General features: G+C 41.9%; 22 protein-coding genes. 11 read left to right on the plus strand and 11 right to left on the minus strand.

The features are described from left to right. Nucleotides 1–70: 70 nt before the first annotated feature. From R2Q85_RS02835 to R2Q85_RS02860, 6 genes are read right to left on the minus strand one after another with little or no spacing between them, the layout of a single operon-like run. Nucleotides 71–1,858, minus strand: coding sequence for an STN and carboxypeptidase regulatory-like domain-containing protein (locus tag R2Q85_RS02835; protein ID WP_316810226.1), 1,788 nt, complete (start codon nucleotides 1,856–1,858; stop codon nucleotides 71–73). Beyond that, nucleotides 1,855–2,826 (minus strand): FecR family protein, encoded by a 972-nt coding sequence (locus R2Q85_RS02840; RefSeq protein WP_316810227.1) that lies wholly within the window; start codon nucleotides 2,824–2,826, stop codon nucleotides 1,855–1,857. Before R2Q85_RS02840 ends, R2Q85_RS02835 begins: the two co-directional genes overlap by 4 nt. A gap of 7 nt (nucleotides 2,827–2,833) precedes the next feature. Continuing rightward, entirely contained in the window at nucleotides 2,834–3,421 is a 588-nt protein-coding gene (locus R2Q85_RS02845) for an RNA polymerase sigma-70 factor (RefSeq protein WP_316810228.1), read from the minus strand. Between the two features lie 29 nt (nucleotides 3,422–3,450). Next, a complete protein-coding gene (locus tag R2Q85_RS02850; RefSeq protein ID WP_316810229.1) occupies nucleotides 3,451–4,131 on the minus strand; it encodes a DUF4833 domain-containing protein in 681 nt (226 codons plus the stop codon). Nucleotides 4,132–4,158: 27 nt separating this feature from the next. After that, nucleotides 4,159–4,809, minus strand: coding sequence for a head GIN domain-containing protein (locus R2Q85_RS02855; RefSeq protein WP_316810231.1), 651 nt, complete (start codon nucleotides 4,807–4,809; stop codon nucleotides 4,159–4,161). 45 nt (nucleotides 4,810–4,854) lie between these two features. After that, nucleotides 4,855–6,015 (minus strand): hypothetical protein, encoded by a 1,161-nt coding sequence (locus R2Q85_RS02860; protein WP_316810232.1) that lies wholly within the window; start codon nucleotides 6,013–6,015, stop codon nucleotides 4,855–4,857. Nucleotides 6,016–6,117: 102 nt separating this feature from the next. Here R2Q85_RS02860 and R2Q85_RS02865 point away from each other — a divergent pair, with 102 nt between their 5' ends. The 9 genes from R2Q85_RS02865 (at nucleotide 6,118) to R2Q85_RS02905 (ending at nucleotide 12,846) form a co-directional block, all read left to right on the plus strand. Continuing rightward, nucleotides 6,118–6,258, plus strand: a complete 141-nt coding sequence (locus tag R2Q85_RS02865; RefSeq protein WP_316810233.1) for a hypothetical protein — start codon at nucleotides 6,118–6,120, stop codon at nucleotides 6,256–6,258. A 74-nt stretch (nucleotides 6,259–6,332) separates the two neighbouring features. Beyond that, a complete protein-coding gene (locus tag R2Q85_RS02870) occupies nucleotides 6,333–6,899 on the plus strand; it encodes an AraC family transcriptional regulator (protein WP_316810234.1) in 567 nt (188 codons plus the stop codon). Nucleotides 6,900–6,995: 96 nt separating this feature from the next. Continuing rightward, entirely contained in the window at nucleotides 6,996–7,691 is a 696-nt protein-coding gene (locus tag R2Q85_RS02875) for an HAD family hydrolase (protein WP_316810235.1), read from the plus strand. Then, on the plus strand, nucleotides 7,688–8,524 hold the full coding sequence (locus R2Q85_RS02880; protein WP_316810236.1) for a phosphoribosyltransferase family protein: 837 nt from the start codon (nucleotides 7,688–7,690) through the stop codon (nucleotides 8,522–8,524). Before R2Q85_RS02875 ends, R2Q85_RS02880 begins: the two co-directional genes overlap by 4 nt. A gap of 2 nt (nucleotides 8,525–8,526) precedes the next feature. After that, a complete protein-coding gene (locus tag R2Q85_RS02885) occupies nucleotides 8,527–9,081 on the plus strand; it encodes a TerD family protein (protein WP_316810237.1) in 555 nt (184 codons plus the stop codon). A 6-nt stretch (nucleotides 9,082–9,087) separates the two neighbouring features. Continuing rightward, nucleotides 9,088–9,702 (plus strand): TerD family protein, encoded by a 615-nt coding sequence (locus R2Q85_RS02890; protein ID WP_316810239.1) that lies wholly within the window; start codon nucleotides 9,088–9,090, stop codon nucleotides 9,700–9,702. Between the two features lie 25 nt (nucleotides 9,703–9,727). After that, nucleotides 9,728–10,825, plus strand: coding sequence for a toxic anion resistance protein (locus tag R2Q85_RS02895; RefSeq protein ID WP_316810240.1), 1,098 nt, complete (start codon nucleotides 9,728–9,730; stop codon nucleotides 10,823–10,825). 8 nt (nucleotides 10,826–10,833) lie between these two features. After that, a complete protein-coding gene (locus R2Q85_RS02900) occupies nucleotides 10,834–11,796 on the plus strand; it encodes a hypothetical protein (RefSeq protein WP_316810241.1) in 963 nt (320 codons plus the stop codon). Between the two features lie 60 nt (nucleotides 11,797–11,856). Continuing rightward, nucleotides 11,857–12,846, plus strand: coding sequence for a TerC/Alx family metal homeostasis membrane protein (locus R2Q85_RS02905; protein WP_316810242.1), 990 nt, complete (start codon nucleotides 11,857–11,859; stop codon nucleotides 12,844–12,846). 72 nt (nucleotides 12,847–12,918) lie between these two features. On the opposite strand, the gene R2Q85_RS02910 is transcribed toward R2Q85_RS02905, so the two are convergent. The 4 genes from R2Q85_RS02910 to R2Q85_RS02925 form a co-directional block, all read right to left on the minus strand. Next, on the minus strand, nucleotides 12,919–14,247 hold the full coding sequence (locus tag R2Q85_RS02910; protein WP_316810243.1) for an OmpA family protein: 1,329 nt from the start codon (nucleotides 14,245–14,247) through the stop codon (nucleotides 12,919–12,921). 219 nt (nucleotides 14,248–14,466) lie between these two features. Further along, a complete protein-coding gene (locus tag R2Q85_RS02915) occupies nucleotides 14,467–15,849 on the minus strand; it encodes an MBL fold metallo-hydrolase (RefSeq protein ID WP_316810244.1) in 1,383 nt (460 codons plus the stop codon). 19 nt (nucleotides 15,850–15,868) lie between these two features. Next, nucleotides 15,869–16,717, minus strand: a complete 849-nt coding sequence (locus R2Q85_RS02920) for an SDR family oxidoreductase (RefSeq protein WP_316810245.1) — start codon at nucleotides 16,715–16,717, stop codon at nucleotides 15,869–15,871. An 82-nt stretch (nucleotides 16,718–16,799) separates the two neighbouring features. Beyond that, the gene (locus R2Q85_RS02925) at nucleotides 16,800–17,006 is read right to left on the minus strand and encodes a cold-shock protein (protein WP_015807769.1); all 207 of its coding nucleotides are present in this window, start codon (nucleotides 17,004–17,006) and stop codon (nucleotides 16,800–16,802) included. A gap of 174 nt (nucleotides 17,007–17,180) precedes the next feature. Here R2Q85_RS02925 and R2Q85_RS02930 point away from each other — a divergent pair, with 174 nt between their 5' ends. Continuing rightward, nucleotides 17,181–17,399, plus strand: coding sequence for a hypothetical protein (locus R2Q85_RS02930; protein ID WP_316810246.1), 219 nt, complete (start codon nucleotides 17,181–17,183; stop codon nucleotides 17,397–17,399). A gap of 52 nt (nucleotides 17,400–17,451) precedes the next feature. Continuing rightward, entirely contained in the window at nucleotides 17,452–17,919 is a 468-nt protein-coding gene (locus R2Q85_RS02935; RefSeq protein WP_316810247.1) for a YMGG-like glycine zipper-containing protein, read from the plus strand. 65 nt (nucleotides 17,920–17,984) lie between these two features. On the opposite strand, the gene R2Q85_RS02940 is transcribed toward R2Q85_RS02935, so the two are convergent. Continuing rightward, nucleotides 17,985–21,524, minus strand: coding sequence for a response regulator (locus R2Q85_RS02940; protein WP_316810248.1), 3,540 nt, complete (start codon nucleotides 21,522–21,524; stop codon nucleotides 17,985–17,987). Nucleotides 21,525–21,740: the final 216 nt, after the last annotated feature.

Below are 21,740 nucleotides of genomic sequence, written 5' to 3' on the forward strand. Positions count from 1 at the left end.
CAGGTCAATGATGTGTTTACACCACAGCTATCAGCACAACAAACTGCCCAAGGTTTTGTTTTACAGTGTTTTATAGGAAAGTGATGCCGGCATTAAAACCCAGCCAGCCTTTTGTTGTGCTGCCAAAGCTGGTATGGTGCTTTGGAACCACGTTTTGCTTATAGCCTGCAGAACTGGAATTGGCAGGGTTATCGCTGCTGTATACGGAGTAGGCCGGACCGGCAAACAGGGTGATGCCTTTAACCAGCTGGACCTGCACATTGGCCTGTACCCGGCTCAACAGGTTGGAACTGTCCCAATTACCGAGATAGAGGAGCTGTCCGGTTGTTTCCAGCCCGATAGCCCAACGGTTATTGATCAGAAAATCATGGCCAAGTCCTAAACCTGCCGTGCGTACCTTTTCATTTTCGGACAGGTTTAAGCCTGCAAATAAAATGGTATAGAGCTTGGAATTACCTGTTTTTACCGAGATATTGGTGTTTACCGTTTCATTGGCAAAGACACTGATTTTATGATAGCCACGTTTCACAAAATTGATCAGCCCTAAACTGTAGCCCGATGAGGTATCGGAAACATTGATCAGACCAACCTGAAAACCATCCATTCTTTTGGCATAATTAAAAATTCCGGCAATTTGCACACCTTTCAGGTGCCTGGTCATATTGCCGATACCGGCTACCTGGGTACCGTCCATGTCTTTGCGCACCAGGTTGGCAATACCGGCAATTTGTACGCCATGGGCATTTTCTGCCACCAGGTTCATGATACCGGCAGCTTGTGCACCCATCATGTTTTTATACGATAAGTTGCAGAGCCCTGCAACCTGAAATCCTTCTGTATTTTCTTTTACCCGGTTCAGGAGCCCCGCGGCCTGGAAACCCTTTTTTTCGCCCCTTACGTTGTTTAATAGACCTGCCACCTGAAATCCGTTTAAGGAACCCCCGGCTTCATTAAAAAGGCCGGCAAACTGTAATTTCTTCACATCGCCTTTGGTAATGTTGAACAAACCGGCAATTTCAAAGCCATTGGTGCCCGCCGTATAGCCCCCTAACACATTGAGCGAAAATTTATTGATTACCTGGGCGCTCATGATACCATGCGAGCTTAAACCCGGCGTAAGTGAAGTTTGAAAAGGACTGTTGGCAAAAAAACTGGGAATGTTTAAACTCTGGATCCTTTGCCTGGAAGAGATGAAAAACCGGCCCAGTCCGGAACTTTCCACATCGCTGAATACCCCGTTTGCCTCATCTGAGCCGGAGTCTTTGTAACCTTCAGGTTTTACTTTAATATCTGATAAAAAGATCAGGGTGGTATCCCGGTAATTTTCCTTACTGGCTGTCAGGATCACTTCAGTGTGGTCTCCTTTAAACCTGAGTTTAAAGAAGCCATCCTGATCGGTAAGGGTTGATTGCAGGAGGCGCTTCTCGTAAACACTGGCCTGCTTAACTTTACGGCCGGTTTCTGTATCTATTACGTAACCACTGATGAGGTATAGCTTTTCGGCGGTTGTGATGTTTTCGGGTTCAATGGTGAGGTGGTTGGCGGCATACCGCAAAATGATATAATCCCCGTTCTCTTTATAATCCACCTTATTGTTAAATAATTTATTCAATATCTCTCTAACGGGCTCATTTCTGATGTCCAGGCTAACCAGGCTGTCTTGTTTAAACAGTGTACCGCTATAGGAGAAATAGAACTCCCCGGCCCGGCTTACTTTTTTCAGCACTTCGGATATGCTGGTGTTGCTGAGGGTTATGCTCACTCTTTTTTCCAGGTTGTGCCTGGCAGGCGCAAGCGGCATCTGGGCTTGCAGGTACCCGTTAAGGACCAACAGGATAAGCGTAAGTTTTAATTTCATTTGATGAGGTTAGACAATACGATCTGGTTTTCGTTACGCACAAATCTGATATCCAGCGGATCGCAAATGATACTTAAATTATAATCCAGGCTTGCTGTTGTTCTTAGCGTGGTATTGATGGTCCTGTTTTTAATAGCAGGATCTTTGATCAGGATCTGTGTACCATAGGCTTCGTTTAATACTTCAGCTGCGCGCCATAAGGGTGTATTGTTAAACACAAATTCTTTGCTGCGGTAATAATTGTACAACTGGTCCTCGTTTTGTGCTTTCCTGAATTTGCCGGTGCCGTTTTTGATCACTGCCTTTTCTCCTTTATGCAGGGCTATTTCAGTTTTACCCAGACTTACTTTTACAATTCCTGTCTCCACGATAACTTCAGTTTGCCCGTTAAAGTATTTAACGTTGAATGAGGTACCAACAACCAGTACGCTTACTTTGTCTACGTCGATTACAAAGGGCCTGCTTTTATCGTGAGCTACATTAAAAAAAGCTTCGCCTTTTTGTAAACGGATACTCCTGTTCCTTTTGAAATTGGAAGCATAACTGAGTGCTGCATGTTTATTCAGGGTAACTTCCGAGCCATCTGGAAGCAATTGTTTGCTGATGGTATTACCTGAAGCCAATGCGGTATAAGTAACCGGGGAAAGGACACTGTAAACAGCCCATGCAGCGGCGATCAGTACAAATACCGCCGCAATTTTTAACCATGGCTGCAGCGCTTTCAACGAACGGACAACAGGGCCCGGGCTGGCTTTAGCAGTTGCTGTTCTTTGTTTAAACCTTAACCAGGCTTCATCGCCGTTAACCTGGCTCTGGCCCGAAAGTTTTTTGCTGCTTTCCCATATTCGCTTAAATTGTTTAAAATGGCTTTCATTGGAAGGGGAGGCATTCAACCATTTATGCACGGTGATGCTTTCTTCCTCACTTGTTTCTTTTAAAAGAAACTTTATCAATAATTCATCGTTCATGCTGCTGCTAATTAAAAAAATCCCGGTAATACATCAGGCCCAGTAAAATGAGTGACAGGAAGTCGGCCAGCTTCAGGCGCATGAGCTTTAGCGCCTTACCCATTTGGTTTTCAATTGTTTTTACAGACAGTCCAAGCTGCGCTGCAATTTCCCTGTATTTTAATTCTTCGAACCGGCTCATTTGAAATATGGTACGGCATTGCTCCGGCAATTCGTTCAGTGCCTCGGCGATCCGGTACTCCAGTTCGGTCATTTCTACTTTTGATGAGGCGGGTTCGTGGTGGCTGTTCATGGTATAGCTGGCAAAATCCTGGTATTTTGTTTTAATTTTCTCGTGTTTTAAAAAGTTCAGGCTATCGTGGTAAACACATTTATAGAGATAGGCTTTAACGGAGCTCTGGATGTTCAGGAGCGTTCTTTTCTCCCAAAACTTTAAGAACATTTGCTGTACAATTTCTTCTGCGGTGTCTTCATCTTTTAAGATGGCCAGGGCATAAGCATGTAAAGCCTTAAAATGCGTCTTGAACAATTGCTCAAAAGCCTGGTCATCGTATAGCTGATGTGGGTTTACCGGAGTGCTGCTGTTTAACTTCAAGTGCTTAATTCTTATTCAAATATATCAGTTCAGGTTCTTATTCTCTTTAAAATTTCTATTCCCGTTGCGCTGTTGATGGTGATCAAATCTATATACTGTACCTTTGGAAACCAAAAACTGCCGCCTTTTACTCTTACAAATACCCGTTTAAGCAATAGATTTTTACCTTCATCTTTGATGTAAATGTGGTATTTCTGATCAGTTTCTGATTTCCTGAGGTACATGGGCATTTTTTTATAAGCTACCAGCCTGATCTCATATTCATCTTCGCCAATGGCTTTGCTTTGTACGCCGTAAGCAAATTTCTTTTCCATATGGGTCAGCGCTTTAAACTGCTGTGCTTCTTCATACCTGATCCATGAGCCTTTAATTGGATTTTTTGGGGATAAGGTACCGTCGTGTTCGTAATTCAGCTCGTAAACTACGGTATTCGCATCGGGATTACGCTGCAGAAAGAACAACAGGTTATTGCCTTTTGGTGTTGGTAACTGCCGGGCTTCAATTTGCTGCGCATACAATAACTGGTTTAACAGCAGGAGCATGGTGATGATGATCAACAGACTTCTGAGCAGCCTCATACCTATAGGTGTAGGTGTTTTGGAGGGCTGTAAGGCTTTGTCTGCCTTGTGTTTAAAGGTTCTGTCTGGGCTGGCAAACAGGAAGAACAACAGTTCTTTCAGGCCATCATTATTTTTTAGATCCTGTAACATGCTGTGATGATCAAAATTCCTGGAGCATTAAAACTTTATGACTTTGCCTGATCCGCTGATATCTGCATCTACATCGGCGTTGCCTGTGTAATAAACCTTACCGCTTCCGCTGACCCTGGCTTTTAACTTTTCCTGCACCCTTACCCTGGCATCGCCGCTGCCGGAAATGCTGACTTCAGCTTTTTTTGCGTTTACTTGCTGCAGATCAGCCTTACCAGAGCCGGACAGATTAACCAAAACTTCATCTGCATCAAAAGCATCCTGTACGCTTGCATCACCGGAACCGCTGATGGATACCTTGAAATCGCTTGTTGCCGGAAAATTGCCATGCAGGTTAATTTTTCCGCTGCCGCTGATGGAAACTTTTCTAATGGATGGCAGGGTTACAAAAGCGGTTACATCGTCGTGCTGAACACTTGCATTTTCGTAACCCAGGTACAGGGTATTGCCAATCACATTGGATTTGAAATAGGGGATCAGGTTGTTGGATCCTTCCAGTACAACTTTGAATTCGCTGCCGTAGGTAATTTGTACGGTAGTCGATCCGCTGGTGTTGATTCCGTTGAAATCGCCTGGAAAACGTTCTTCAGTTATTTTATCGCCACTGGCGGTTAATTTGTCTTTGGTGCAGCTGGTAAATAAAATGCCAGATAATGCAAGTAGGATTAAAGTTCTCATAATGGTGTTTTGATTGGAATTGATGTTTGTTTGCTTGCTTGTTTGTTAAAAAAGATATTGTATACCTCCGCCGTAGCCAATGTACAGGGCCTGGAAGTTATTGCCCCATCTGTTTTCCCAGGTGGAGATATAGCTTTTGTTTAAGCCTCTCCCTTCAAAGGTATTGGTGTTCAGGTAATTGATGGAAGGGCCGCCGAAGATCTCAATTTTCGGACTGATCTTGAAGGCGGGCATCAGCCGAAGTGATGTTTTAAAATATTCCCCGGCTTTGAAACTTTCCAGGCCGGTCCCTACCACTTCTGCATTTAAACGGAAGGATGAGGATTGGAACAAATGCGCACCCAGGCCCGCTTCAAACGCATAGACTTCATCGGTATTCTTAAAGTTGTAGCCGATACCAATGATGCCGTAAAGTACTTTTCCTCCGGACCGGAAGGAAAGCAGGGTAGTCAGCGTTTCATCGGTACTGATGCCAATGCCTTTTTCGCCATTTTTGATGATATTGATGATGCCTATGGGATAGTCACTGCTGTCGGCTACATTGATAAATCCGGCCAGCTGGGCACCTTTAACTTTTCCGGCAATATTGATAAACCCCGCCAGCTGGGAACCCTTCACGTCTTTAGCTTTATTCATAAAACCCGCCAACTGCAGCGCTGCATCTTTTTTACTGAGGTTGATGAAACCCGCGAACTGGGGGCCTTTTACCGTTTTGGCTACATTTGCGAACCCAGCGAACTGAACGCCGTTTACAGCTTTTGCGATGTTGGCGAAGCCGGCAAACTGCGCACCTTTAACAGCTCCGCTGGCTATATTGCTAAATCCGGCAATTGCAATTGCCTCGCCACCTGCATAGGTATTTAAAAAGCCGGCAAATAACCCTCCATTGGCCTGTTTGCCAATGTGATTGGAGAAGCCTGCAAACTGGAATCCCCTGGTGTCATTGCGGACAATATTGGAAAGGCCCGCAAAAGATGCACCTTGTTCTGATGCGGAAATTCCGGCAAGCAGGTGAATGGACAGGTTATTGGTATCGAGTGGAGCATGTGTTCCGTTGGTACTTAAAGGATAGATGATGCCGAAGTGGATTTTTCCGGGTACCTTTTTTTGCGCAAAGGATTTTATACCTGCTATTAACAAAAGCGAAGCGATCAGGGTTTGAAGCGCCAGTAATTGGGTGTTGATTTTGTAAAATGTAAAGCTCATTTTTTTCGTGTTTTAATTGGGACAACGAAATCGGCTCTTACCCCTATGCCGCCTGAATAAAAAATTTATCCGGGTATCTGGTTTGTCTGAGCAGTATAGCCTATGATGCTATCATCACAGCTTTATATCCTGTTCAGAACGGCTTTAGCCGAGGCGAACCCGTTATGGAGCCGTCATGAACCCGTTATGAAGCTGATATGGGGAACTTACCCTATAAACGGGTTACAGGCCAGCAAAGATTAATGACATCAACAGTACAATTATTGCCTTATATTTGTAAGTATGTACTATTTTGATCAACATAAATTTGATTGCCTATGTTGCTATATGTGAAAAATATGGTTTGTGACCGCTGCATCCTGATCGTCAGACAGCAACTGGAAAATTTTGGGTTTAAAGTGAAGGAGATCTCCTTAGGGAAAATTGAAATCGAACCGGCAGCCAGTGTAAGTCAGCTTCAGGACATCGGTTCCGATCTGGCTGGTTTAGGCTTTGAACTGATGGACAAGGAAAAAGACCAGCTGGTAGAACAGATCAAAACTCAGGTGATCGATCTGGTCCATTATTCTGAGCTGAACGAAGTACATCAGAGCATGACCCAGCTGATTGCAGATAAGCTGAATAAGGATTATACTTATTTAAGCAGGCAGTTTTCGGATGCCGAGGGCCTCACCATTGAAAAATATATCATCCAGCAAAAAATCGAGAAGGTGAAGGAGCTATTGGAATATGGGGAGTTAAACCTGAATGAGATCGCCTACAAAATGGGGTATAGCAGTAGTGCACATTTATCAACCCAGTTTAAAGCGGTTACAGGCCTTACGCCCAGTAAATATAAAGCAGCAACCTTAAATGACAGGAAATCCTTAGATAAGGTGGGTTAAAGGGCTGTTTTTATAAATTAAATTTCGGACTGTAACCCTAAATTTGTAACATTAGGGTTTGAAATGCGTCAAAACTTAAAAAAACACGCTCAACAAATGCCTTTATATAAACATTATTCTTTCGACCTCTGGTTAACACTGATCAAATCTAATCCGGCTTTTAAAACGGAAAGGGCAAAGTATTTTTATACCAATTTTAATGCGGCAAAAAAGAGTTTTGAAGAAGTTAGCCTGGTGTTCAGGCAGGTAGACCTGATGGTGAACAGCATTAATGAGAAAACCGGAAAAAATATTGATGCAGAAGAGATGTACCTGATGGTGATCAGTATCCTGAATAATTATTCGACAGATTTTCAAGGTGTGGATGTGGATGAACTGTACCGTGAAATGGAGGCCCTGGTGTTTAAATATCTGCCCGAAGTTTATTGCGGGGAAAGTGCCGGGGTATTGCGGCGGATAAAGGAATCGGGATTAAGTACAACCAGCTTGCTGAGCAACACCGGTTTTATTAAAGGAAGAACACTCAGAAAAATCCTGAATGCGCTTGAACTGGATCAGTTACTGGATTTTCAGCTGTATTCTGATGAGGTCAGGCTTTCCAAACCTAACCGGCAGTTTTTTCAGCTGATGCTGGACTCCATCGACAAAAACAGGCATCCGGAATTGAATTTACAGGACATCATACACATAGGGGACAACCCGCTCGCAGATGTAAAAGGTGCAGAAACAGTTGGCATCAGCAGTTTGCAAATTAACTCAAATCATTTATCTATAAGCCATTTGCTTTTATGATCCCATATACTTATTCCTTACATAAAATACACCATACTACCAGCTTTGGGTTTAGTGCTGACGATTACAGCCAGTTTAAATTTGGGGATGACCTGGTGGCTAAGAAGTTTGGTAAAGACCTGGCGGATGGCTTTATAAAGGATTTTCTGGAAGATAACCTGCTGTCTGAGCAGATTGTAGTGATCTCCAGTCCGTACTGTTTTATCCCTACAGCTACTTTTGCCATGAAGAATTATTTTGTTTACCAGCTTAACCACTGGCTGGTAGAAAACGGGCGAATGGTTGTTCAGGAAGCTAAGGTGCACAGGACGATTACTTATAAAGATGATTATGGGGCTTTGAGTGCTGAGGACAGAATTAAACTGATTGGTAACGATTCTTTTCATATTGATAAGGATTTTTTAAAGGATAAGGTGCTTTTCTTTCTGGACGATATCAAGATCACTGGCAGCCATGAAAAGATGATCCTTAAAATGGTGAAGGAATATGAACTGAAAAATGAGATTTACATGCTTTATTTTGCAGAGCTGGTCAACCAGGACGTGCATCCGAATGTAGAAAATTACCTGAACTATCATAAGGTCAGGTCTATTTTTGACCTGGATGAGATCATCAGAAGCGGTAATTTTTGTTTTAATACCAGGATTGTTAAATATATCCTAAATTGCGATTTTAACAGCTTCTCTTTATTTCTTGAGCGGCAAACGGAAGATTTTATATATAACCTGTATCATCTGTCGTTAGGTAATAGTTACCATACCATTGATTGCTATTCCAGAAATTTGAATTTTTTAAAGAACTACATAAATAACAAAAACTATAAATTGATCTAATTATGGCCATTAACTTACAAAAAGGGCAAAGAGAAAATATTGATGCGCCCAAATTCACCATTGGTTTGGGATGGGATACCAACAGCTCTACTACGGGAACTGCTTTTGACCTGGATGCTTCTGTGTTTATGCTGAACGACAATAAAAAACTGGTATCTGATGAACACCTGGTTTTTTATAACAACCTGAAATCGCCGGACGGAGCTGTTGAACATACCGGTGATAACTTAACGGGTGATGGTGACGGAGATGATGAGCAGATTAAAGTTGACCTGACTTTAGCTGGTGCTGCGGTTGCTGAGATTTGTGTGGTGGTTACCATTCATGATGCGGAAAGCAGGAGACAGAATTTTGGTCAGGTAAGGAATTCATTCGTACGTATTTTTGATGCGGTAACCAATGAAGTATTGCTTAAATACGAGCTGGAAGAAGACTTTTCGATCGAAACCGCAGTTGAATTTGGCAGGATCTATAAACGTGATGGAAAATGGAAATTTGAAGCTGTAGGAATGGGCATGAAAGGTGGTTTACAGGATTATTTAAATAAATATCAATAAGAAATTATGGCAATCAATCTTCAAAAAGGACAGCGCATCAGCCTGGAAAAAAGTAACGGCAGCAAGCTTCAAAGCATCTGTGTCGGGATCAACTGGGGTGCAATAGAGAAAAAAGGAATGTTTGGCTTTGGCAAAAGCAAAGAAGCGGTTGACCTGGATGCCAGCTGTGCCCTTTACAATGAAAACAAAGAATTGGCCGAGGTGGTTTATTTTGGTAACCTGGGCTCAAAAGACGGTTCAGTAAAACACAGTGGCGATGATCTGACAGGAGATATGGGTGGGGATGACGGCCTGGACAATGAGGTGATCACCCTTGATTTTTCCAGATTGAACCCTGCTGTAAATTATGTGGCTTTTGTATTGAACAGCTTTAGGGGACATGATTTTGGAACCATTCCTTTTGCTTCGATCAGAATTTATGAAGGAACTCCCAAACGTGTGAATGAGGTATTTGCTACCTATGACATTGCGAACGGCTCTAATTTTGCCGGTCATGTTTCGATGGTAATGGGGGTGTTTTATAAGAAAAACGGGGATTGGAAGTTCAATGCAATTGGCGAACCGACCAAGGACAAGAAACTGGAAGAAACGGTAAAAACCGTAACTCAAAGTTATTTATAGGCGCTTTAGCTTTATCTGAATAAAAATGGAAACTAATCCGAACGAAACACAAAACCTTAGTCCTGCAAAAATTGACAAGGACGGCAATGTGGACCTGGCCGTGCTGAGTACTGCCGACGAACAGAAATACAAGGAGATGGGCAAATCATTGGTCCCGTCTGATGTCAATTCTATCCTGAATTATGGTGCAGATGCCCAGAATTCTATGGAGAAATACAGTAATGATTTCTTGTCGTCTGTACGTACCTACAACAGTGGCGAGGTGGGTGGTCTGATCAATGAATTGCTTACCGAACTGAATTATATTGACGTAGGTGAGTTGGAGCAAAGCGGGTTTAAATCCTTTATTTCAAAGATCCCTTTTCTGAAAAATCTGGTGGTAGATGTTAAAAAGCTATTCCAGAAATATGATGTGGTGGTGAACAATGTGGACAAGATCACCAATAAGATCAAAGCAGGCCGCTTAAATTCCATTAAGGACAACAGCTCCCTGCAGACGATGTTTGACAGCAATGTGGGCTATATCCACCAGATGGAGGAACTGATCATTTCCGGTCAGCTTAAATTTAATGAGCTGAGCCTTCAGCTTGCAGAAATGGAAGGCCGGCCCGCCGATTATCAGGATTATGAAATTGCAGACCTGCGCGATTTTATCAGCAGGCTGGACAAGCGCCTGGCAGATATGAAAATCGTCCGGTTCATTATGCTGCAGTCCTTGGCCCAGATCCGTGTGGTGCAGAATAACAATACCTCTATTGCCGAAAAGGCACAGTCTATTGTGTCTACTACGATACCGGTATGGAAAAACCAGCTGACGATTGCGGTTGCCCTGCAAAGGCAAAAGGCCAATGTTGAGATGCAGAAAAAGGTTTCTGATACCACCAATACCATTTTGCAGAAAAATGCGCAGATGCTGAAACAGAACAGCATTGACGTAGCGAAAGAAAATGAAAAAACCATTGTTTCTTTAGATACGCTTAAAATGACTACTTCTGCATTGATAGAAACCTTAAACGAGGTGAAGAAAATCCATGAGGACGGTGCGCAAAGCAGAAAAATACTGGACGGTGAATTGAAAACCTTAGAATCAGAACTGAAGAAAAACGTTACCCGGGTTAATTAATTTTAACAATGGATGAACGACGTGTAAATATTTTAAAGGAATCCGAGGCAGAGATCAGCCGTTTGCAGCTGCTCTCTGCTTTTTTTCAGGAGGAAACGGTCTATAAAATTTATTTACGGAGTAGGGTGATCCACCAGCTTTTTGCCAATAATGAAGAGCTGGATATAGATAAGCTGGAGCTGTTCCACGTACAGTTCACAGCCAGCCTGATCGAGCTGCTGAGGAAAATTAAAAAGAGCAACGAGAAAAATGTTACCCTGATCTATGATGAAATTCAGTTAAACAGGGAGTTGATGGATAAGGTTGGCAGTGCGGTATATACGGAAAAGAGTTTTAACCTGGATAAACAGAAGCAATCTTTAAAGATCAATTTATCCTTAAGAAAGCTGTTTGAAGTACTTTCTGACCATACAGAAGAATTTCCTTTTGCCAAAAATATCAATACCTTCAGCGCCAGGTATGCCAGGGATTTTTATCACGATATTTCGACAGCCCAGCTGTCGGAACTGATCGGTTATCAACCTGATGAAATGTATGTGGATGTACATGCCAGTATTGAGCGGAAATTAATGGGCCTGTTGTGCAGGCAGGACTTCAGGACGGAGTTTTTCTATGGTTTGAAATCGGGGCAGCTGATTGTTGAGGTTTATAAGTTTATAGACCTGGACCGTTACTTTTTATTCTTCCCCAGCAGGAACCTGTTCTTGTTTTGTGAGCCGGAGCAACTGAAAGGGGTAGACCTGGACAACAATCTGTCTGAAAAGGACAGACTGATACAGGAACTGGCTTATAAAAATGATAAACTGGAAAGTAGTGCGGCTACGGCCAAAACCTATATTCCTTTAGAGATCACTAAATTGCTGGAAGAGAATTACATTAAGATCTCTGATATTGACTTTTTGAATCACCTGAACAATTTTGATGTACAGGCCAATATTTTAAAAATGATGCTCAAAACTGATCTTTTTTAGCATTTTTATCACCAATGATCACACAGATAAATTTAAAAATTAGAATATAAAATGGATAATATGATTAATCATCCCGGTGTGATCATCGGGTTTGCAATTGTGGTAGTGGTAATGCTCCTGCTGGATCTGGGTGTTTTTAACAAAAAGGTTCATGCGGTGAGTAGTAAAGAGGCAGCCATATGGTCTGTGGTCTGGATTAGTTTGTCGATGATCTTTAGCGGGGTAATTTACCTGACTTCAGGTTTTGAGAAGTTTACACAGTTCCAGTCTGCGTACTGGATAGAAAAGGCCCTGTCTGTGGATAACCTTTTTGTGTTTATCCTGGTGTTCGGTTTTTTCAATGTACCTAAAGAGTTGCACCATAAGGTGTTGTTCTGGGGTATCATCGGTGCGCTGCTGTTCCGGGCAATTTTCATTTTTGCAGGCGTAGGCCTCATTAACCTGACTTATTTGCCTGAAATGACTGTTTTTGGTTACCTGGTCAAAATTAATATTGTACTGTTGATCTTTGGCCTGTTCCTGATTTATGCCGGGATCAAGTCCTGGTTTGCCGGTGAGGACGATGATGAGGAGAAGGATTTCAGTAAAAGTCCGGGTGCGAGGGTGATCTATAAGTTCTTTAAAGTAAGCAAGGAGTTTGACGGGGCTAAATTTTTTACCGTAGAAAACGGAGTGAGGCTGGCTACACCTTTACTGGTAGTGGTTGCGGTAATTGAATTTACCGATTTATTGTTTGCGGTGGATTCTATCCCTGCAATTTTTGCGATTGCACCTGATGATCCTTTGATCCTGTATACTTCAAATATCTTTGCCATTTTGGGTTTAAGAGCGCTTTATTTTTTACTGGCTAACTTTATCCATATGTTTAGCCTGTTAAAGTATGGTTTGGCGATTATACTGGCTTTTATCGGGGTTAAAATGGTAATTGCACCTTTTTATCACATCTCTTCTCCTTTGTCTTTATCCATAGTAGGCGGGGTGCTGATCTTATCGGTCATTGCTTCCCTGGTATTTGTACCTAAGGAAAAGCAGGAAGTTAAAGCGCCTTAATCCGGGGGATGACCGCAAACAAAAACGGCCAGGCATATTGCCTGGCCGTTTTTGTTCATTTATGTTTTGATACTAGTATAAGGTAAATTCTACCCTGCGGTTTTTCTGACGACCGTCGGCAGTTTTATTGGAGGCAATAGGTTGGTTTGGACCGTAACCTGTTGCTTCGATACGTGAAGCATTTGCACCCTGCGATACCAGGTAAGCTTTGATCGATTCTGCCCTTTCTTTAGATAAACGCAGGTTTAAAGCCATAGAACCTGTATTGTCGGTATGTCCGGCTAATTTTAAGCTGAAGTTTTTCTCGATTAATAAAGCAGCTACCTTATTTAGGGTGGAATAAGAAGTAGAACGGATCGTAGCTTTACCTAAATCAAATTCAAGGTTTTTAATGGCTTCATCTACTACTTTACGGTCAGCTTCTGTTACCACCACCTTAGTTTCTTTGATCACTTCACGCTGAACTTTGATCGGACAACCTGAACCATCAACAACAGTACCTGATCCTGTTCCAGGGCATTTGTCGAATTTGTTGGCTACACCATCGTTGTCTTCATCTCCCATGTCTTTGGCGTATTGCTCTCTATCCCTGGCTGCATTTTGCTCTGCAGTTGATAAAGCTCTTCTCAGCTCATCAGACTCTTCTTTTGTTTGGTTGCGCAGGTTAGCTAAAGAGCTGTAGTTTTGTAACTGAGGCTTTTCTTTGTTTCCCAGGGCAAATTCTAAACCTACGTGACCGTAAGAGAATTTGTCGTTTTTGCCTCCATTGTTAAAACCGTCAAATTTGTCGGATTTAACAAAGTTCACATCGTAACCTAAGTCAACGTTAATGCCTTTAGCAACACCCAGTTTAAAACCAGCACCAACTGGTACAAACCATCTTTCTTCATAGCCTTCGTTTGCAGACAATGGAACGTTAGTGGTTGTTGCACCCGCTATCATGTAACCGGCACCGGCTTTAACGTAAGGGATCAATACCGCATTTTCGTTGTTGATGCTGATGTTGGCGATGTTATAAACTGCGGTTAGGGCAGCTGACCATTCGATTTTTGTTTTATAGCTGGAGTTGCCATCATAGATTACATCACCATTTGCATTAAGCGCATTGGTATTGTACCTTAAACCTTCAACTTCTCCTCTTAAGAAATCGGCCTGGATGCCTAATGACGGGAAGATTTGTTTTTTAATGAAGGCGCCGTAACCAATACTTTCTTTAGCAGTTTGGAAATCACGCTCTTTACCATTAAATATCGTATTTTGGCTCAATACTCCTCCATGAACACCTACAGACCAGGTGCGAAAAGTTTTCTCTGAAAATCTGCCAGAGTCTTGTGCAAATAATTGCGATGATAACCCCATCAGGGACAGCATCAAGGCTGTTTTTGTAATTTTTGAGTTCATATTACTGTAATTTAGCTATTTTTAATCCGGTTTATTGCCAGATGCTTACCTGCTTGTAATAACCTTGCCAAAGCGTATTTTCTCCGTTAATAATTGGGAAGATATTCAAAATCAGTAGTTTAATCGGAGGCCTGTGCTGGCCGGAAAAAGAAGCTGCATGGGCTGGATATCAAAAAATATGTATAGTATTTGCTACAATTTTAATCCGTAGCTGAGGGGTTATAACTCAAAAAGCTGTCCCTTTTGCGGAATGGTCACCCGATAATCTTCCTGCAGTAAAGCATCGGCCAATGCCTGGATGCTGCTGGTTTCTCCGTGTACCAGAAAAACCTGTTTCAGTTGAGCGGGTTCCTGTTGTCTGATGGTATTCATCAGGTCCTGATGATCGCCATGGCCGCTCAGCAGATCAGTTTGTTTGATGGTGGCGTATACCATAAGGTCACGGTTTCTCAGCCTGATGATCGGATCTCCCCTTAAAAGCCGGTTTCCGAGTGTGCCTTTGGCACAATACCCGATAAAAAGTATGGTACAATAATAATTTTGTATGTTATAATAGAGGTGGTCCTGGATACGCCCGCCCTCCAGCATTCCTGCCGAGGATATGATGATGCAGGGTTCGTGGTAATTGGATACGGATACGCTTTCACGTTTGTCGTTTACAAATGAAAGCTCTTTAAAATCAGCATTTTGCGCATCACCATAGAATGCTTTGGCTTCATCGTTCATCAGGTCGCGGTATCTGGTATAAATTTCCGTAGCTGAACTGGCCAGCGGGCTGTCGATGAATACTTTTACGGAGGGAAGTAAGCCTTTGCTGAATATTTTATTCAGGGCATAGGCCAAAGACTGGGTTCTGCCGATACTGAATGCAGGAATGATCAGACGGCCTGGAAATTTGATGCAGGATTCTGTAATCGTTTCGATGAGTTTTTGCTCCAGTGTGCTTTCTGTGCTGTGCAGGCGGCCTCCGTATGTAGATTCACAAACCAGGTAATCAACAGGGGGCAGGGGCTGAGGATCGATGAGTAAAGGATAGTTTTTTCGCCCTATATCCCCTGTGAAAGCAATCTTCTTTGTTGTTCCGTTTTCATGAACGCTTAATACCACTGCAGCTGCTCCTAATAAATGTCCTACTGGAATAAATGTAAGGGACAGCTGTTCGCTGATGCGGAATTCTTTATGGAAGCTGATGGTTACAAAGCGCTCCAGCGTATCTTTTACATGCTTTTCAAGGTATAATGGTTCCGGGCCCGGTCTACTTCTTTTGCTCCTGGAGCGTTTGTTTTGTTTGCTTAGAAAAATATGAACCGAATCCAGTAAAAGTAACTCAGTCAGTTCTGCTGTGGGAGGAGTGCAAAGGATTTGTCCGTTAAAACCCATCCGGACAAGCGTAGGTAAATTTCCCGAATGGTCTATGTGTGCATGGGTCAATACCACCAGGTCAATGTCTGCAGGGTTAAACGGAAAATAGAGGTTCTCGTTTTGATAGGTTTCTTTCTCATAATCAAGTCCGCAGTCTATGATGATGTTGTATTTATCCAGTTGTAACAGGTGCATACTTCCGGTTACCTGCTGTGCTGCACCTAATATTGTCAGTTTCATCTATTTATTTTACGGTTTTTTATAATAAGTTGTCTTCATTAAGCCAGTTTTTCCAGTTTGCCAGCTGATACGTATAATTTAACAAAGGTGTATGGATGGTGGAGATCAGTTTCCATTTTAAGCGTTCATTTTTAAATTCCGGAAGCGGCAATCCGGCGTTTAGGGTTGCTGCAACGTAAAAGTCCTGTTTAGCCGGATGATCCGGTGAGCATGCATTGATGGTATGTCCAAACAACTGCTGTTCAATGAGCTGCAGGCTAATGCCGATACAGTCTGTTAAATGGATCAGGTTAATGGGTGCCTGGCCATTTGGCAGCTCCTTTTTTCCTGCAAAGAATCTTCCCGGATGTCTGCCCGGACCAACCAGGCCTGCAAAACGAAGAATGGTACAGTGGAAACCACTTTGTTTTTTTAGCAGATTTTCGGCTTCAAGTATGGCATTGCCGGAAGCAGTTTCGGGTATCGGGATACTGATTTCTGTTACCTCCTCATTGTGATCGCCATAAACGGATGTTGAACTGATGAAGACCAGGTTTGAGGTTTTATGAAGTGTTGCGGCATTGCAAATCCGCTGGATTTTATGGAGGTAAGCAGATTGCTGACTGCTGCTTCTTTTAGGAGGGATACAGATGAACAATACATCAGTTTGAAAAAAGAGCGGGTCATAGCTTTCTTCCTCTTGTTCAAAACTGACTAAGAAAGGCTGTATCTGGTGGCTGGACAGTAGGGGTAGCTTTTCAGCGGTGGTGCTGGATCCTTTTACGGTGTACCCTTTAGCAACTAAGGCTTTAGCCAATTCGAGGCCGTACCAGCCGCAACCTAAAATACTTACTGTTTGTAATTTAACCGAAGCGGTTGATTGGCCCATTAAGGTATTTCTGTTTATATTTTGAAAATGAAAAAGGGGTTATGTTTAAACAAACCCCTTTTGAACAGCATAAATTTACCAGTTAAAGTACTGTTACATTTTGAGCTTCAGGACCTTTTTTACCATCATTCAATTCGAACTCCACACTGTCCCCTTCATTCAATTCCCTGAATGAATCACCTGCAATTGCAGAAAAATGCACGAAAATATCCTTTCCTCCATCTTCCGGAGTTATAAATCCAAATCCCTTTGCAGAATTAAACCATTTAACTTTTCCTGTTGTACGCATAATTATGTTATATATTTCGTTGTGAAAATAATCAATTGAACTTTAATATCAAAATGTTAAACAGGGCTGCTTTTGTAGCTTTTTCAGGAAAAATGACCTGATGATCTAAAACTTAGTTGGGGGGATATTGTTATCTAACCATAGTATTTATTAAACTTTAAGGAGGTATTTGTGTTGAAAAATAGAAGACGTAATGGCATAGGCAAGAAAGCTGGTTTGGGTGATGACCCTAACGAAAACCTTGGCCTGGATGCTGACGGATCATCCGATGAAACTGCGACATACGGCAATCTGAATAGTGACAATAACCGTATTTCAGGAAATCCGGATGGGGAGGATGATCAAAATGATACCCAAGAAAGGCCTGGTCATTCTTCTTTAGCAGATAAATGATCTTTGGCATCATTTTTTCAGTAGATACTATAATTAATTAAATAAGACAGTTATGAAAAAGTTATTTTCGGTAATCATATTGGGTTTAATGCTTTCGGCATGTACAAACAATGCTAAGGAGGAAGCGCTGATTAAACAGAAAGCTGTGGCCGCTATCAAGGATAGTTTAAGACTGGACAGTTTTAAGAAAGCTGAGGTTCAGCAGAAAGAAAAGCAAAAAGAAGAGGCCAGGTTGGCTCAGATAAAAGAAGAAAAACGCATGTTGTTACTGTCTGAGCGAAATGAAGCTGCATCGAGACAATATAGTAATGAGGAGGCTGCTCCTGCAAAGAAAAAAGGCTGGAGCCAGGCTGCTAAAGGAGCTGTGATCGGTGCCGGTGCCGGAGCGCTTGGTGGTGTACTGATTGACAAAAAAGATGGCCGGGGAGCGATTATCGGAGGTGTTGTAGGTGCAGGTACCGGATACCTGATCGGAAGAGGGCAGGATAGAAAATCAGGACGGGTGCAGCCCAAGAATTAAATAAAAAGTATTTTTAGATAAAAAAAGCCGGAGCGTCAGTTCCGGCTTTTTTTATGTAAAATAAATTATCTGACAATCAAACCTATGGCTGTTTTTATTTCGTCCCTGGCCTCCGAAAACAAGCTGTTGATCTCCGTTTCGTTGTAGACGGTAACTGCTCCTATTTTTTTCGCAATAACAGCCAGTGCCGTTAATCCTGATACAATAGCGGTGTCATAAACTTTTTGACCCAATTGCTGTATCCTGCTGAGGTCTTTATTTGTGGTATGCTCCTTAAATTCTTTCACGAAATTCATCAGTTCGGTCCGGAGTAAGGACAATACTTTTGTTAAAACAGTTTCATCGTCCCCTACATATTCTTTAAGCAGCTCGATGTTAAAATGATAATCCAAATTTGCTGATGGGGATAAAGACAGGTCGCTATGCGGATCTTCTGTAGGGTTTTTAAGCCACTTTTTCAGGGAAAGTGCAATGGTATGTGCCACTACGGGTTTGGATATGAAATCATCCATTCCTGCAGCAAAACATTTTTCTTTTTCTCCTTTAACATTTCCCGCAGTTAAGGCAATTATCGGGGTGTGGATCTTATGCTGTACTGCCCTGATCTTTTTCGTCGCTTCATAGCCGTTCATTTCCGGCATTTGAATGTCCATCAGGACGATATCAATACTTGTGCTTTTATAAAGTTCCAGTGCTTCGAGACCATTCTTTGCCTCATGTATCGTCGCATTTGGTGCGATTCGTCTGACAATGGTTTTAGCCAGCAGCATATTAACCGCGTTGTCTTCTGCGATCAGGACATTGATGGCATCGTCCATTCGTTCTGATTCCTGAACAACCACGTTCTGTTTTTCGTTCTTTTTAGAGATTACCCTATACAATGAACTGTACATATCTTTCAGCTTAATTGGCTTTAACAGACGATGATGTACATTTAATTTTTCACAGGCCTTGATGATGCTTTCATCAGAAGAGCTGTGCAACAAAACAATCGGCTGATCTTTATCAGAATCTTTCAGTACCTCTCTTATTTTTGTTATGGTTTCCAGGCCATCCAGATCAGGCATATGATAATCCATCAGGATCACATCAAACTTCTCGCCGCCGGTAATCAGTTTTATGGCTTCAGCGCCGCTTCCTGCTTCCACTGATCTGATCTGTTTCAGTGATAACATTTTATTGATGATCAGCCTGTTGTTCTTATTGTCATCAACAATAAGAACATTCTTGATTTTATCCAGGTTCTGGATCTCGACCGATTCTCCCGGTTCAGACTGGAGGATAATTTCGAAATAAAATACACTTCCTTTGCCCATTACACTGTCTACCTGGAGCTGACTGTTCATCAGTCCCAGTAATTTATTAGAAATGGTCAATCCTAATCCAGTGCCTCCATACCGTTTTGTGGTAGAGGCATCTTCCTGTGAAAATGCATCAAATATTTTCAGCTTTTTATCCGGGTTAATGCCAATCCCGGTATCCCGCACAGAAAAACGATACTTGATTTCGGGTAGTTCCGGATTGGTTAAGGCTTCTACTTTCAGTTCAATCTCACCGCTTTCGGTAAATTTTACCGCATTACCGAGTAAATTGATCAGGATCTGTTTCAGCCGGAGTTCATCTGCCCAGATGTATTTAGGCAGGTCTGCTGAAATATTCAGCAGCATTTCGAGTCCTTTGCTTTGTACCTGGTATTTGATGACATCTGCAGATTCCTCTGCCATTTCATAAAGATTGAACTTGGACCAGTTCATCTCTAATTTACCGGCTTCAATTTTGGAGAAATCTAGAATATCATTGATGGTATTTAACAAGGCGTTTCCAGACTGTGTAACTATAGACAGGTATTGTTGCTGGGTCTCGTTAAGTTGTGTCTTGATCAGGAGGTCGGTAAATCCAATAATGCCGTTCAGTGGTGTCCTGATTTCATGGCTCATGTTGGCCAGAAATTCTGATTTGGCTTTGTTGGCTAATTCAGCATCTTCTTTTGCAGAAATTAAGTTCGCTTCCATGCGCTTAATTTTGGTGATGTCCTGAATGGTACCCCGTATTTTATAACACCTGCCTTCCAGAAATTCAGGGACGCCAATGGAACGGATCCAGATTTGATTTCCTTTTGCGGTGAGCAGCTCTAATTCCAGGTCCCAGCTGTTCCCATGTAATACTGCCGCGTTAAGCGCATTGAACCTGTTCTCTCTGGTAGCCCCTGGTTTATAGTATAACAGTTCGCTTTCCAGGCTCGGGTCAAAGTCATGTCCTACTTCAAATATCTGACGGGTAATATCAGACCAGACCAGTTTTTGTTCAACCAGGTGCAATTCCCAATTCCCTAAACGGGCAATATGGTTTGCCTGCTCAAGTTTTTGGTTCCGGTTTTTTAACTCCTTTACCAGGTTATGTCTTTCGGTTATGTCTATGGAATTGCAAATCACATAGGGTTTGCTTGATGCTGAATTTTCCAGTACACAGTTAAATATCCATAAGATATCGTTGCCTTTTTTGTGCGTGGTTGCCATCAGGCCCTCTGCTTTTCCTTTAACTTTGATTTCTTTAAGGTAATCGTTAATGGCAGAATGGTGGTCTTTAGGAATCAGATCATACAGGCTCATACTTTGCATTTCCTGTTTGGTATAGCCTAAATGCTGTGCCCCGTTATTATTGATGAATAAGAAATTACCTGACAGGTCATGGGTAAACATAAAACCCTGCGCATTTTCTACATATGACCTGAGCTTACTCTCGTTGGTCAGGATTTTTTGCTGAAGATTTTTATCTCTGGTAATGTCCCTGGCAATCGCCAGTATCCGCTGAGAATCTACTTCTGTAGTTGCACTCCATTGTAGGGTTCTGTATTCTCCTTTTTTCGTTTTAAAACGATTGGTAAAGTTTACCGCATTCTTTAATGAACTTAGCTTTTTTAACTCATCACTCGTAGATTGCAAATCGTAAGGATGAATGAAATTGTAAAAGGAACTGCCGAGCAGGTCTTGTTCCTGCCAGCCAAGTGCTGTTGCGAAAGCCGGGTTTACACGTTTTAACTGACCATCGGTGTCCGCTTCACAAATGAGATCATGTGAAGACTTATAGAGTTTTAAAAAGTGGTTTAATTCTTTTTTATTCTTGATCTCATTAACCAGGGAAATGATTTCGATAGAAAGCAGCTCCAGTATCCTTCTTTGCTTAGAGGTAAGTACTTCTTTAGGTCTCGTATCAAATACAGACAAGGCACCAATAATGTTCCCGATGGAATCAATTAATGGAATACCTGCATAATAATTGATTTTAATGTACTGGTGGCTGGTATTTATCTTAAACCTGATGTCACTTGCCGGATCGGTAATTTCCAGGATTCCGGGAGAATTTATAGTTTGACGATAAAATTCATTTTCAATCGCAATTTCTTCTGCAGTGAAGATCTTGTTTGATCTGTACCATTGTTTATTCTGGTCTATCAGGGTAATAAATGCAATTGAGGTGTCACATGTAGAAGAAGCTACTTCAGTAATGCGTTCGAAGTGGGCCTCATACGCGGGGTCAAATACCTGAGAGTTGTGTAATACCCTTAATCGTTCTTTCTCATTTTCGGGAAGAGGTGTGTATTTCATATGAAAATGGCTGCTGATAAGCTGTTCTCAACAACAGAGTAAAAATAGTTATTTATATGACATTTCAATAAGCAAAACTTACAAAAAAACATTTTACCAGGTTCGTTTGGTGGTGTTTCCATATTTATTTTGCTAATATACTCATTATAAGTATTTTGTTACCTGATTTGTGTGGATATTTTTTACCGGAAAAAAAAGAAATATTTAATTTATAAA

It is taken from the genome of Pedobacter heparinus, from assembly GCF_032678725.1.
Lineage (GTDB): Bacteria > Bacteroidota > Bacteroidia > Sphingobacteriales > Sphingobacteriaceae > Pedobacter > Pedobacter heparinus_A.